The sequence below is a fragment of the Streptomyces sp. NPDC004610 genome (genome assembly GCF_040609715.1).
Taxonomy (GTDB): domain Bacteria; phylum Actinomycetota; class Actinomycetes; order Streptomycetales; family Streptomycetaceae; genus Streptomyces.
In genome coordinates this window covers 41,110-53,649 of sequence record NZ_JBEXLA010000006.1, presented here as the reverse complement: position 1 = coordinate 53,649, position 12,540 = coordinate 41,110, and the positions used below count along the sequence as shown (strand labels likewise).

The window sequence follows — 12,540 nt, the reverse complement described above, 5'->3', positions numbered from 1 at the left end:
CCGGGGAGCAACCGCGGCGCCCCAGTGCCGCAGCGCCGCACCCGCATCGCGACCGGACCCGCCTCGCGGCCGGACCACCCGAAGGATGAGACCCGTGACCTTCAAGGCTGAGTACATCTGGATCGACGGCACCGAGCCGACGGCCAAGCTGCGTTCCAAGACGAAGATCATCGCGGGTGCGCCCGCCGGTCTGGACGCGCTGCCGGTCTGGGGCTTCGACGGGTCCTCCACCAACCAGGCCAAGGGCCACGCCTCGGACCGGGTGCTCAAGCCGGTCTTCACCTGCCCCGACCCGATCCGCGGCGGTGACAACGTACTGGTGCTGTGCGAGGTCCTGAACACGGATCTGACCCCGCACTCCTCCAACACCCGGGCCGCGCTGACCGAGGTCTCCGCGAAGTTCGCCGCCCAGGAGCCGATCTTCGGCATCGAGCAGGAGTACACCTTCTTCGACGGCTCCCGTCCGCTGGGCTTCCCCGAGGGCGGCTTCCCGGCCCCGCAGGGCGGCTACTACTGCGGTGTCGGCGCCGATGAGATCTTCGGCCGCGATGTGGTCGAGGCCCACCTGGAGAACTGCCTCAAGGCCGGGCTCGGTCTGTCCGGCATCAACGCCGAGGTCATGCCCGGCCAGTGGGAGTTCCAGGTCGGCCCGCTGGCCCCGCTGGAGGTCTCCGACCAGCTGTGGGTGGCCCGCTGGCTGCTCTACCGCACCGCCGAGGACTTCGGTGTCTCCGCCACCCTCGACCCCAAGCCGGTCAAGGGCGACTGGAACGGCGCGGGCGCCCACACCAACTTCTCCACCAAGGCCATGCGCGAGGGCTACGAGGCGATCATCACCGCCTGCGAGTCGCTCGGCGAGGGCTCCAAGCCGCTGGACCACGTCAAGAACTACGGCGCCGGCATCGACGACCGCCTCACCGGCCTGCACGAGACCGCCCCGTGGGACAAGTTCTCCTACGGCGTCTCCGACCGGGGCGCCTCGGTGCGCATCCCGTGGCAGGTCGAGCAGGACGGCAAGGGCTACATCGAGGACCGCCGCCCGAACGCCAATGTCGACCCGTACGTGGTGACCCGGCTGCTGGTCGACACCTGCTGCTCGGCGCTGGAGAAGGCCGGGCAGGTCTGAGCCGTCGGAGCCGTCGGAGCCGGGGCCGGAGCCGATCGGGCAGGCCACGCCGTCCGACCCGACCGGCCCGCCAACCGATCCCGCCAACCGATTTCGCCAACCGATTCCGCCGACCGATCCCGCCGTCGCACGATCCGTCTTCGGCCCGAGGGGCGCCCGCCACACCGGTGGGCGCCCCTCGGGCGTCACCGGTGAGTGCCCCTCGGGCGTTGCCGGTGAGTGCCTCTCCGCCGTTCTTGACCTGTCCAGGAGTTCAAGCAGTAAGAATCGTTTCGCCAATCGCCGGTCCACCCGGCGGCGAACTCCCCCGGCGCACCGTCTGCTTTTCGGACGCGTCGCTGTCCGAGCCGTGAGAGGAGGGTCCTCGTGAGCGGGGGTATCTGCTTCAATGGGGCCATGGCCAGCTTCCGGAACCTCAGCGCCTCGGGTCGTCATGCCCCGGGCCGCCATGACCTGGAGCCCTTCTGGCCGTCCCGTCAGCATGACGACTTCGACCGGGTGTGTTGCCGCGCGTCCACCGCGCCGGCCCGCTGACGCCGTACCTCCGGCCCCCCGGCCTGCGCGACACGACGTACGTCCCCGACGGACCACTCGCGCGAAAGAGCTGACCTCTCATGGCGAACCCCGCTCCACTGCCCCGCCCTCTCTCCTCCGCCTCCCCCTCTCCCACCGCCGCGCCCGGCGCCCGGCACCGGCTGCGTGCCGTCGACCGGGACGAGGTGCCCGCCCCGGCGGAGCTGCTGCCGCCCGGCGCCACCTGGCTGCCCGCCCCGGCGCACGCCCTGCCCGCGCTGCCCGGCCAGCCGCCGATGGTCGGGTATCTGCTGCTCGTCCCGGCGGACCAGCAGCCGCCCTTCCTGCCGGTCGCCGTGCCCGACGCGCCGGTCGCGGCACCGGCCGCCGCACCCGGCCCGGCACCGGTGGCGGCCGATCCCGAGCCGCTGATCCGGATCGACCCGGTGCGGCGCACGGCGCTGGTCGCCGGGGCCGAACTCGACCTCACCTACCTGGAGTTCGAGCTGCTCGCCCATCTGGTCTCGCACCCGCACCGCGTCCACACCCGCGACCAGCTGGTCACCACGGTGTGGGGGTACGGGCATGTCGGTGACGGGCGGACGGTCGATGTCCATGTCGCCCGGCTGCGCCGCAAGCTGGGCGCCGAGCACCGCAAGACGATCCAGACGGTCCGGCGGGTCGGCTACAAGTACACCCCGCCGACCCACCGCTGACCCTGACCGACCACTGACCCGCCACTGATCTACCGCCGATCTACCGCCCGTCTACCGCCGATCCGCCACCGATCTGCCGCTGGCTAAGTCCCGTTCCCTTTCCCCCGCCCCACCGGGCAGAGTCGGCACCATGAGACTTCTGGTGCTGGGCGGGACGGAGTTCGCGGGGCGGGCCGTGGTGGAGGAGGCGCTCGGCCGGGGCTGGGAGGTGACGGTCTTCCACCGGGGGCGGCACGCGCCCCCGGCCGGGGTCCGGTCGCTGCACGGCGATCGCACCGCCCCCGGCGGACTGACCGCCCTCGCCGACGCCCCCGGCACCTGGGACGCCGTCGTGGACACCTGGTCGGCGGCGCCCCGGGCCGTGCGGGACGCGGCGCGGCTGCTGCGGGGCCGCGCCGGACGGTACGCGTATGTGTCGAGCTGCTCGGTGTACGCGTGGGCGCCGCCCGCCGGGTACACCGAGGACGCCCCGCTGGTCGAGGGCGCCTCGGCGGACGCCGAGAAGACCGACTACGCCCGGGACAAGCGGGGCGGCGAGCTGGCGGCGGTCGCGGAGTTCGGGGCGGCGGACGCCCTGCTGGTCCGCTCGGGGCTGATCCTCGGGCCGTACGAGAACATCGGGCGGCTGCCGTGGTGGCTGACCCGGATCGCGCGGGGCGGGCCGGTGCTGGCGCCGGGGCCGAGGGAGCTGCCGCTCCAGCTGATCGACGTCCGCGATCTCGCCGGCTGGACGCTGGACGCGGTGGCGGCGGGGCTCGGCGGACCGTACAACCTGATGTCACCGCGGGGGCACACCACCATGGGCGGGCTGCTGGAGGCGTGCGTGGCGGTGACCGGGGCGGACGCCGAACTGCGCTGGACCGAGCCGCGGGTGGTGCTGGACGCCGGTATCGAGCCATGGACCCAGCTGCCGGTCTGGGTGCCGCCCGGCACCGAGCTGCACGACGCCCTGCACGGCTCCGATGTGTCGCGGGCGCTCGCGGCCGGGCTGCGCTGCCGTCCGGTGGCGGAGACCGTCGCCGACACCTGGGCCTGGCTGCGCTCCCTCGGCGGCACGCCCCCGCACCGCCCGGACCGCCCGGCGGTCGGCCTGGCCCCGGAGACGGAGGCGAAGGTCCTCGCGGGCGGCGACGCCGGTACCGGGGTGTAGGTAACCCCACCCCGGAACCGGTCCTCCACCCCCGTGTGCCCCTCCCCCCACCGGCGCAGACTGTCCGCATGGATCTGGGCACAGACGGCGGGGACGGGCGGACGACGGTGAGCGCGCGGGACGTGGCGATCGCGGCGGTACGGGGGCTGGCGGTGGCGCTGATCGCACTGCCGGGGGCGGTGCTGCTGCTGGTGCTGTCGGTGGTGTCGATCGCGCTGATCCCGGCCGGGGTGGGGATCGTGACGACCCCGTGGGTGCTCGGCTGGGTGCGGGCGTTCGCGAACGCGCGGCGGCTGCTGGCGGCCCGCTGGGGCGGGGTGCGGATCCCGGCGGCGTACCGGCCGCTGCCCGCCCGCGCCAACCCCTGGACCCGTACCTTCGGGATGCTCGGGGACCGGGCGACCTGGCGGGATCTGCTGTGGCTGCCGGTGGACATGACGGCCGGGTTCGTCCTCGGGCTGCTGGCGTTCGCGCTGGCCGTCTATCCGCTGGAGGGGTTCGCGCTGGCCGCCGGGCTGTGGCGGGTCATGCCCGAGCCGTACTGGTACGGGTTCGTGCCGGTCGGCGGGCAGTTGTCGGCGCTCGCGGCGGCCGGGCTCGGCGCGGCCCTGCTGCTGGCCGCCCGGTACGGCACCCCGCTGCTGCTGCGCGGGCACTTCCTGGTCGCCCGCGCCCTGCTGGCACCCGGCGAGGGGGAGCTGGCGGAGCGGGTGCGGGTGCTCACCGAGACCCGGCGGGACGCGGTGGACACCTCGGCGGCGGAGCTGCGCCGGATCGAACGGGATCTGCACGACGGGGCGCAGGCCCGGCTGGTGGCGATGGGCATGGACCTCGGCACGGTCGAGGCGCTGATCGAGAAGGACCCGGCGCAGGCCAGGGAACTCCTCGCGCGGGCCCGCCGGTCCTCCGCCGACGCCCTCACCGAACTGCGCGACCTGGTGCGCGGCATCCATCCCCCGGTGCTGGCCGAGCGCGGGCTCGGGGACGCGGTCCGGGCGCTGGCGCTGCGACTGCCGGTGCCGATCGAGGTGACCGTCCAGCTGCCGGGGCGGGTGGACGCGCCGGTGGAGTCGGCGGCGTACTTCGCGGTGAGCGAGGTGCTCACCAACGCGGTCAAGCACTCCGGCGCCGACCGGATCTGGGTGGACATCCACCACGCGGACGGGAGCCTGCGGATCGCGGTCACCGACAACGGGCGGGGCGGCGCGGCGATCGGCGCGGGTACGGGCCTGGCCGGGGTCGAGCGGCGGCTCGGTACATTCGACGGTGTCCTGGCCGTCAGCTCCCCGGCGGGCGGTCCCACCATGGTGACCATGGAGATTCCGTGCGTGTAGTCCTGGCCGAAGACCTGTTCCTGCTGCGGGACGGACTGGTCCGGCTGCTCCAGGCCCATGACTTCGAGATCGCGGCGGCCGTGGAGAGCGGCCCCGAGCTGACCCGGGCGCTGGCCGAGCTGGCACCCGATGTGGCGGTGGTGGACGTACGGCTGCCGCCCACGCACACCGATGAGGGGCTCCAGTGCGCGCTGGCCGCCCGCCGGGAGCGGCCGGGGCTGCCGGTGCTGGTCCTCTCCCAGCACGTCGAGCAGCTCTACGCCCGCGAGCTGCTGGCCGACGGCCGGGGCGGGGTGGGCTATCTGCTCAAGGACCGGGTCTTCGACGCGGCCCAGTTCGTGGACGCGGTACGCCGGGTGGCGGGGGGCGGTACGGCGATGGATCCGCAGGTCATCCAGCAGTTGCTGAGCCGGCGTGCGCTGGCCGACCGGCCGCTGGCCCGGCTCACCCCGCGTGAGAAGGAGGTGCTGGAGCTGATGGCGCAGGGGCGGTCCAACGCGGCCATCGCGGAGAAACTGGTGGTGACGGAACGGGCCATCGCGAAACACACCTCCAATATCTTCGCCAAACTGGGCCTGGAGGTCTCGGACGACGACAACCGGCGCGTCCTGGCCGTTCTCGCCTATCTGGACCAGGGCAGCTGAATTCCCGCGAAATCCACCACCGCGCCGAACATTTCCGCAACCGATTCCCGGTACGGCTGAACACCTCTGGGGCGCCCCGCGTATGGATGGGCGCCGCTTCACTCCTGTCGGGCGCCTCGATGCCCCGCAAGGAAGTCAGAGGAGTTCCATGGGACGCAACACACGAAAACGCCGTACGCCGCTGGCCACCAAGGCCATAGCCGCATCGGCGGCCCTAGCGCTCGGTGGGGGCGGGCTGATCTGGGCGAACTTCTACGCCTCGGCGCACGAGAACGGCGACGGCTGGCAGAACCGGACGCGGTCGGCGCCCGCGCAGGTGGCCACCATCGACTGCCCGGACGTCGGCCAGCAGCTGTCCGAGGTGCCGGACCCGGCCCGGGGGGAGGTCGACGGCGAGCTGGCCTCGATGGACCAGCAGATCACCGAGGCGTACCAGACGCTGGCGAGCACCCGGGACGCCCAGGCGCAGGACGCCGGCTATGTGCAGAACGCCATCCTCCAGCCGCTGAAGGACCGCAGGAAGGTGCTGATCGACCGGATCAAACTGGAGATCAACCGGGCCGGCGGCAGCGCCTCCAACGACCTGGACGACCTCGCCGGCTGCACCGGCACCCCCGCCGAACAGCCCCAGCCCAACGACGGCCAGGGCGACAACGGCGGTGACAACGGGGGCGACGGCCAGGAGGGTGGCGGCCAGGACGGCGGCGGTCAGGAGCAGCCGCCGGGCAACGGCGGTCAGGGCGGCAACGGCCCGGTTGCCGCCGACTTCCAGGACATCACCACCGTCCAGCCGGGCTCCCGCAATCTGCCCAACGGGCTCGCCGCGAACGGCCGGAGCGGCTCCAAGGGCAGCTTCACCACCAAGTGCGGCACCAACTCCAACGACAACCACAACACCGACAATGTGATCGTGGCCCCGGGGGTCACCAACGGCGCCCACCACCTCCACGACTACGTCGGCAACCAGAGCAACGACGCCTTCGCCGGCGACGACGACCTCGCGAACGCCGAGACCACCTGCCAGAACCAGAGCGACCGCTCCTCGTACTTCTGGCCGGTGCTGCGGCTCCAGGACGGCACCCAGGACTTCGACCAGAACGCGGCCGGCGGTGGTACCGAGGGCAATGTCGGCCGGATCCTGGAGGCCGAGCAGGCCCAGCTGAAGTTCGTCGGCAACCGCACCGGACCGGTGGTCGCGATGCCGAAGGCGCTGCGGATCATCACCGGTGACGCCAAGGCGTTCGTCAACGGTCTCGCCAACGCCAACACGGCGTGGACCTGCACCGGCTTCGAGGACCGGCAGCTGACCGACAAGTACCCGCTGTGCCCCGAGGGCAGCGATGTGGTGCGGCTGTCCAACTTCCAGTCCTGCTGGGACGGACAGAACATCGACAGCGCCAACCACCGCACCCATGTGGCGTTCGTCGGCGCCGACGGCCGCTGCGCCAACGGCTTCCGGGCGATCCCTCAGCTCCAGGTGCGGCTGGTCTACGACGTACCGACCCCGGTGATCGAGAACGGGACGGTACAGAATCCGTTCGCGGTGGACTCGTTCCCCGAACAGCTGCACAAACCGATCACCGACCACAATGATTTCATCAACTTCTTCTCGAACAAGACGATGAAGAAGATGGTCAACTGCATCAACCAGGGCAGGCGCTGCCAGTAGCGGATCAGTGAGAACGGAGCGAGCCGGTGGCGGGAATTCCCACCACCGGCTCTGCCGTTCTCCGATTCCCCGATCAGTGCACGCTGATCAGTGCACGCCGATCAGTGCACGCCGATCAGTGCACGCTGTGATCCATTCCCTCCTCCAGCTCCCCGCCCAGCGTGCTCCGCAGCGCGTTCACCGTCTTCGTCCCGCCCACCGCCACCCATTTGCGGCCGACCAGATAGTGACCGCCGTAGTCCTTGGCCCCGTTGATCCATTCGCGCTGGCCCCGGTCGGTGGCGAAGGTGGCGAGGACGAATTTCCCGTCGCCGTTCTCGCAGAGGGCCTGGCGGATCTCGTCGGCGTCGGTCTGGATGTCGGGGGCGCAGCGCACCTCGGCCGCGAGGCGCTCCAGGCTGCCGGTCGCCGTCTCGGGCACCGCCACCTCCCGCGCCCCGCCGCCGGAGCCACCGCACCCGGCGAGCAGGACCACCCCCGCGACGGCGGCGCCCAGGGCGGGCCTCGATCGGGTCAACGTCATCTCTTCCTCCGGTGGGCGTACGGAGACCAGTGCCGTCCTCGGATACGGACGCCGGGCGCCGCGCGCTCAAATCCGGGCCCGGTGACCAACCGCCGGGCCACTCGTTTTCCCGGGCGTGCAGTCACAGGATGTCGCCCCCCGCCCCACGCCCGCCGCCTCCGGCGGTCCCGTCGTCGATGTCGAGCAGGCGGAGGCCGCGCTCGTCGAGCACTATCCGCGGCTGGTGCGGCTGGCCTATCTGGTGGTGCCGCCCACCCTGAGCCGGGGCCGCCGGGTGCTCGGCGCGCACGCGCTGGTGCAGCGGGCGCTGCCGCGCGGCAGGGCCGCCGCCCCGGTGATCCCGGCTCAGTCGACCGGGGGCCGCGACGGCGACCCGGGCTACGCGTATGTCCGGCTGCGGGTGCTGCGGACGGCGCTGGAGACCGGGCTGCCGCTGCGGCGCCGGGCGTGGCCGAAGCGGGCGCAGTTGCCGCCGGTGCTGCCGCAGGTGTGGGGGCTGCGGCTGTTCCCGCGTTCGGGCGGGGCCGATGAACTCGCCCTCGATCAGCGGTTGTCGGCGCTGTCCGGCCCGGCGCGGGCGGTGTACGCGCTGCGCGGTCTGGAGCGGCTGACGGACGCCGAGGTCCGCAAGACGCTGGCCGGTGCGGGGGTCGAGGAGACCGACGTGGACGCGGCGCTCGCCGAGGCGGACGCCGTACCCGCGCGGTACGCGCTGCTGGAGTCCCCGGAGTTCGACCCCTGCTCGCTCCAGGCCCGGCCGACGGATCTGATGCGGCGCCGCCAGCATCTGCGGGCGGCGGTGGCGGCGACGGCGGCCGTCGTGGTGTGCGGGACGCTGCTGGGGCTGCCCGGTGACGGCTGGGGCCCGGACGGCGCCGCCGCCCCCTCGTACGCGCAGAACCCGTCGGCGCGGGCGGCGCTGGACCCGTCGCGGCTGGTGAAGGTCTCCCCCGCCGCCTGGAAGTCGTCGACCCGGACGGACTTCACGGTCTGGCCGGCGCGCGGTGAGCTGACCGGGGACGCGGATCTGCTGCGCCGGGCGCTCGCGGTCTGGGCCCGGCCGGGCGACAGGGTCCAGGTCTCGGCGACCCCGGACACCCCGACCGGCGGCCCGGCGGGTCCCCCGCAGCTGCTGTTCGCGGGGGTGGTGGACAGCGCGCGGGTGGTGATCTTCCATGACGGGCTGCGGCTGACCCGGTACGCCGAGCCGAAGGACGGGCAGGCGGGGGCCGCGCTGGATGTGGCCCGGCTGGACGGGGCGACGGCGGCCGAGGCCACGGCGGTGGTGCTGAACCGGACCGACGGCAATGTGCGCTATCTGACCGCGCCCTGGGTGACGGGGGCCGCCGAGCGGGACCTCGTCAAGCCGGGTTCCGGTGCGATGGAGCTGACGGTGACCGACGGGGTGACCTCGCCGATGGCGAGCCCGGCGACCCGGTCCGGCGCCTGCACCTCCTGGAACGTCCTCCAGCTCACCACCGGCGACGGCACCCGGCTGGCCTCCGACCTCGGTGAGCTGGTCCCGGCCCGGCTCACCACCGGGCGGCCCGGCGAGGTCCATGACGCCTCGGGCGCGGAGGCGCTGCGCACCTGGTCGCCGTACGCCTGTTCGCTGGCGGCGGTGCAGGGGCAGGGGGTGCGGACGGTGAACGCGTGGAGCTACGCCGAGCAGGAGCTGCCCGACGGGGGTGGTACGGCGTCCTGGGTGTGCACCCGGGCGGAGACCTGGCGGGGCGGCGGCGAGCGGGTGCTGGCCCAGTTCCACACCCCGGGCGGGACGTACGGGGCGGTCGCGGCGAAGGGCGAGAACGTACCGGCGTGCGGGGCGCGGGAGCCGCAGGTGCTGGCCGGGGTGCTGTGGAAGTCCGGGACCGGGGCCTGGTATCTGCTGGCGGCCGGCGGCCGGGACACGGCGTCGATCGAGACCAGCGGCGAGGTGAGGGCGTCGGTGGAGGGCCGGCTGCTGGCGGTGCGCACCGAGGAGGGCGCGCAGGCGGGGCTGAAGGGGACGCTGGAGGACGGGCGGACGATCGAGGCGCTGCGCTAGACCGGCTGGGGGAATCCGGCGGCGTGCGAGGGGTTCCCCCGCCGCCTTACCCTTCAGTAAATTGACGGTATGTCTAATAAGCAGGTCCGGCGGCCCGAGCCGATCGACTCCGAGCGGATCGCGCTGACGGCGCGGAACGTGTCGTTCTCCTGGGAGGGCACCCCGCTGCACTGGGTGCCCGGGGACCCCTTCGCCTCGCACACCATCAATGTGCTGCATCTGCTGCTGCCGGCCGGTGAGCGCTGGTTCGTGCGGGTCTACAAGCAGGTACTGCCCTACATCCGGGACGAGCGGCTGCGCGAGGACGTCATCGGGTTCATCGGGCAGGAGGCGACGCACGCGCAGGCCCACGACGAGGTGCTGCCGCACTTGCGGGAACTCGGCCTCGATCCGACGCCGTACACCGCCCAGGTCGACTGGTTCTTCGAGAAACTGCTCGGGGACCGGACGCTGCCGCCGGGGCGGGCGCGGCGCTGGTGGCTGATGGAGCGGGTGGCGCTGATCGCGGCCATCGAGCACTACACGGCGTTCCTCGGCGACTGGGTGCTCAACGCGGAGGAACTGGACCGGCGGGGCGCGGATCCGGTGATGCTGGATCTGCTGCGCTGGCACGGCGCCGAGGAGGTCGAGCACCGGTCGGTGGCGTTCGAGCTGTTCCTGCATGTCGACGGCGGCTACCGGCGCCGGGTGCGGACCTGGGCGCTGGCGTTCTCGGCGCTGGTGTTCCTGTGGCAGCGGGGGGCGCGCTTCTTCATGGAGAACGATCCGACACTGATCGACGGGAAGGCCGGCTTCCGCGACTTCTACACGCGCGGGCGGCGCGGACTGCTGCCCTCGACGGGGGCGCTGGTCCGCTCGATCCCCCGCTATCTGAACCGGGCCTACCACCCCTCCCAGGAGGCGTCGACCGCGCAGGCGGTGGCCTATCTGGCGGCCTCCCCGGCGGCGCTGGCCGCCGAGCAGCGGGGGGCGTCCTGATGGCGGGGCTGCGGACGGCCCTGGTGGTCGCGGGGGCGGCGGTGCTGGCCCGGCGGGCGCTGCGGCGCCGGATCCGGCACTCACCGCTGTGGCCGCTGCCCACGCCGGCCGAGCCGACCTCGGGACGGCCCCGCACCCGGGCGCTGCGGCTGCGGCTGACCGCGCGCGAGACGGTCGCGGAGGGGGTCGTACGGCTGCGGCTGGAGGGGCGGGGGGAGTTGCCGCGCTGGGAGCCCGGGGCGCATCTGGATCTGATGCTGCCGTCCGGTCTGGTGCGGCAGTACTCGCTGTGCGGGGACCCGGCGGACACCTCGGCGTACACGGTCGCGGCGCGGCTGGTGGCGGACGGGCGGGGTGGGTCGTGGGAGGTGCACGAGGGGCTGGCGCCGGGCACGGAGGTGGAGGTGCGGGGGCCGCGCAATCGGTTCCCGCTGGTGGCGGGGGCGGCGGAGTATGTGTTCGTGGCGGGCGGGATCGGGATCACCCCGCTGCTGCCGATGGTGCGGGCGCTGCCGGAGGGGACGCGGTGGCGGCTGCTGTACTGCGGGCGGTCGCGGGCGTCGATGCCGTTCCTGGCGGAGGTCGAGCGGCTGGGGCCGGACCGGGTGACGGTGGTGGCGGGGGACGAGTCGGGGCGGCCGGATCTGGACGCGCTGGCGGCCGGGGCCGGGGACGGGGCGGTGGTGTACTGCTGCGGCCCGGAGGGGCTGATGGCGGCGGTGGCGGAGCGGTTCCCGGGGGTGCGGCTGGAGCGGTTCGCGCCGCGCGCCTCGGCCGGGGAGGGCGCGGCCTTCACGGTGGAACTGCGGCGCAGCGGGCGGACGGTGGAGGTCCCGGCCGGGACCACGGCGCTGGCGGCGGTCCGGGCCGCGCTGCCGGATCTCCCGTACTCCTGCGAGCAGGGTTTCTGCGGGACCTGCCAACAGCGGGTGCTGGCGGGTGAGGTGGACCACCGGGACGAGCTGCTCACGGACGGGGAGCGGGACGGCTCAATGCTGCTCTGTGTGTCGCGGGCGCGCGGGGAGCGGCTGGCGCTGGACCTGTGAGACGGCGCACCGCCGGACGACGGTATGCATCACTCTTGGTCGAACCTGGCCGTTCACGGCCGGAACCGATCGGTAAGGTGTTCGTATGTCTACCGGGGTTCGCCGTCGAATGGGTGTCGAGGAGCGGCGTCAGCAGTTGATCGGCGTCGCGCTCGAACTGTTCAGCCGACGCTCGCCCGACGAGGTCTCGATCGACGAGATAGCGTCGGCGGCAGGGATCTCCCGTCCCCTCGTCTACCACTACTTCCCCGGCAAACTCAGCCTGTACGAGGCGGCGTTGAAGCGGGCCTCGGACGATCTCGCGGACCGGTTCGTGGAGCCGCACGAGGGGCCGCTGGGCGCCCGGCTGCTGCGGGTGATGCGCCGCTACTTCGACTTCGTGGACGACCACGGCCCCGGGTTCTCCGCCCTGATGCGGGGCGGCCCGGCGGTCGGCTCCTCCACCACCAACGCGCTGATCGACTCCGTACGGCAGGCCGCCTATGAGCAGATCCTGGCGCATCTCGGGGTCACCGATCCGCCCGCGCGGCTGGAGCTGGTGGTCCGGTCCTGGGTGTCGCTGGCCGAGTCCACCGCCCTGATCTGGCTGGACGGCCGCCGCATCCCGCGCGAGGAGCTGGAGGTCCAGCTCGTCCATGACTTCGCCGCGCTGGCGGCGGTGAGCGCGGCCCACGACGAGGAGATGGCGGCGCTGATGCGCCGGGCCCTGAAGGGCGAACCCTCCGACGGCCCGTTCACCGACCTGGTGGCCCGGCTGATCGCGCTGGCGTCCTAGGGCGGATACGGCGGACGGG

At 73.2% G+C, this 12,540-nt stretch carries 11 protein-coding genes; 10 read left to right on the top strand and 1 reads right to left on the bottom strand.

Going from position 1 to position 12,540, the window contains the following annotated elements; translation table 11 throughout:
- Positions 1–94: 94 nt before the first annotated feature.
- The 6 genes from glnII (at position 95) to ABZX40_RS08225 (ending at position 7,152) form a co-directional block, all read left to right on the top strand.
- Entirely contained in the window at positions 95–1,126 is a 1,032-nt protein-coding gene (glnII, locus tag ABZX40_RS08250; RefSeq protein WP_355747798.1) for a glutamine synthetase, read from the top strand.
- Positions 1,127–1,740: 614 nt separating this feature from the next.
- A complete protein-coding gene (locus tag ABZX40_RS08245) occupies positions 1,741–2,355 on the top strand; it encodes a winged helix-turn-helix domain-containing protein (RefSeq protein WP_355747795.1) in 615 nt (204 codons plus the stop codon).
- A gap of 130 nt (positions 2,356–2,485) precedes the next feature.
- Positions 2,486–3,505 carry an NAD-dependent epimerase/dehydratase family protein gene (locus ABZX40_RS08240; RefSeq protein WP_355747792.1) on the top strand — a complete coding sequence of 340 codons (1,020 nt, stop codon included), beginning with the start codon at positions 2,486–2,488 and terminating at the stop codon, positions 3,503–3,505.
- Between the two features lie 68 nt (positions 3,506–3,573).
- Positions 3,574–4,839 carry a sensor domain-containing protein gene (locus ABZX40_RS08235; protein ID WP_355747789.1) on the top strand — a complete coding sequence of 422 codons (1,266 nt, stop codon included), beginning with the start codon at positions 3,574–3,576 and terminating at the stop codon, positions 4,837–4,839.
- Entirely contained in the window at positions 4,830–5,483 is a 654-nt protein-coding gene (locus ABZX40_RS08230) for a response regulator transcription factor (RefSeq protein ID WP_355747786.1), read from the top strand. The genes ABZX40_RS08235 and ABZX40_RS08230 overlap by 10 nt, the downstream gene beginning before the upstream one ends.
- A gap of 148 nt (positions 5,484–5,631) precedes the next feature.
- The gene (locus tag ABZX40_RS08225; protein WP_355747783.1) at positions 5,632–7,152 is read left to right on the top strand and encodes a DUF1996 domain-containing protein; all 1,521 of its coding nucleotides are present in this window, start codon (positions 5,632–5,634) and stop codon (positions 7,150–7,152) included.
- 115 nt (positions 7,153–7,267) lie between these two features.
- On the opposite strand, the gene ABZX40_RS08220 is transcribed toward ABZX40_RS08225, so the two are convergent.
- Positions 7,268–7,675: a hypothetical protein gene (locus ABZX40_RS08220; RefSeq protein WP_355747780.1), complete on the bottom strand. Its 408-nt coding sequence runs from the start codon at positions 7,673–7,675 to the stop codon at positions 7,268–7,270.
- Between the two features lie 115 nt (positions 7,676–7,790).
- Between ABZX40_RS08220 and ABZX40_RS08215 the strand changes: the two genes are divergently transcribed.
- From ABZX40_RS08215 to ABZX40_RS08200, 4 genes are all read left to right on the top strand, one after another.
- Positions 7,791–9,722 (top strand): hypothetical protein, encoded by a 1,932-nt coding sequence (locus ABZX40_RS08215; RefSeq protein ID WP_355747777.1) that lies wholly within the window; start codon positions 7,791–7,793, stop codon positions 9,720–9,722.
- Between the two features lie 69 nt (positions 9,723–9,791).
- The gene (locus ABZX40_RS08210; protein WP_355747774.1) at positions 9,792–10,700 is read left to right on the top strand and encodes a metal-dependent hydrolase; all 909 of its coding nucleotides are present in this window, start codon (positions 9,792–9,794) and stop codon (positions 10,698–10,700) included.
- Positions 10,700–11,746: a PDR/VanB family oxidoreductase gene (locus ABZX40_RS08205; RefSeq protein WP_355747771.1), complete on the top strand. Its 1,047-nt coding sequence runs from the start codon at positions 10,700–10,702 to the stop codon at positions 11,744–11,746. The genes ABZX40_RS08210 and ABZX40_RS08205 overlap by 1 nt, the downstream gene beginning before the upstream one ends.
- Before the next feature lie 85 nt (positions 11,747–11,831).
- Positions 11,832–12,521 carry a TetR/AcrR family transcriptional regulator gene (locus ABZX40_RS08200; RefSeq protein ID WP_355747768.1) on the top strand — a complete coding sequence of 230 codons (690 nt, stop codon included), beginning with the start codon at positions 11,832–11,834 and terminating at the stop codon, positions 12,519–12,521.
- Positions 12,522–12,540 lie beyond the last annotated feature (19 nt).

What these genes read in the sequence shown, in the direction of transcription:
- ABZX40_RS08245 (WP_355747795.1), top strand. Translation starts at nt 1,741, where the DNA reads ATGGCGAACCCCGCTCCACTGCCCCGCCCTCTCTCCTCCGCCTCCCCC.
- ABZX40_RS08240 (WP_355747792.1), top strand. Translation starts at nt 2,486, where the DNA reads ATGAGACTTCTGGTGCTGGGCGGGACGGAGTTCGCGGGGCGGGCCGTG.
- ABZX40_RS08235 (WP_355747789.1), top strand. Translation starts at nt 3,574, where the DNA reads ATGGATCTGGGCACAGACGGCGGGGACGGGCGGACGACGGTGAGCGCG.
- ABZX40_RS08225 (WP_355747783.1), top strand. Translation starts at nt 5,632, where the DNA reads ATGGGACGCAACACACGAAAACGCCGTACGCCGCTGGCCACCAAGGCC.
- ABZX40_RS08220 (WP_355747780.1), bottom strand. Translation starts at nt 7,675, where the DNA reads ATGACGTTGACCCGATCGAGGCCCGCCCTGGGCGCCGCCGTCGCGGGG.
- ABZX40_RS08210 (WP_355747774.1), top strand. Translation starts at nt 9,792, where the DNA reads ATGTCTAATAAGCAGGTCCGGCGGCCCGAGCCGATCGACTCCGAGCGG.
- ABZX40_RS08205 (WP_355747771.1), top strand. Translation starts at nt 10,700, where the DNA reads ATGGCGGGGCTGCGGACGGCCCTGGTGGTCGCGGGGGCGGCGGTGCTG.
- ABZX40_RS08200 (WP_355747768.1), top strand. Translation starts at nt 11,832, where the DNA reads ATGTCTACCGGGGTTCGCCGTCGAATGGGTGTCGAGGAGCGGCGTCAG.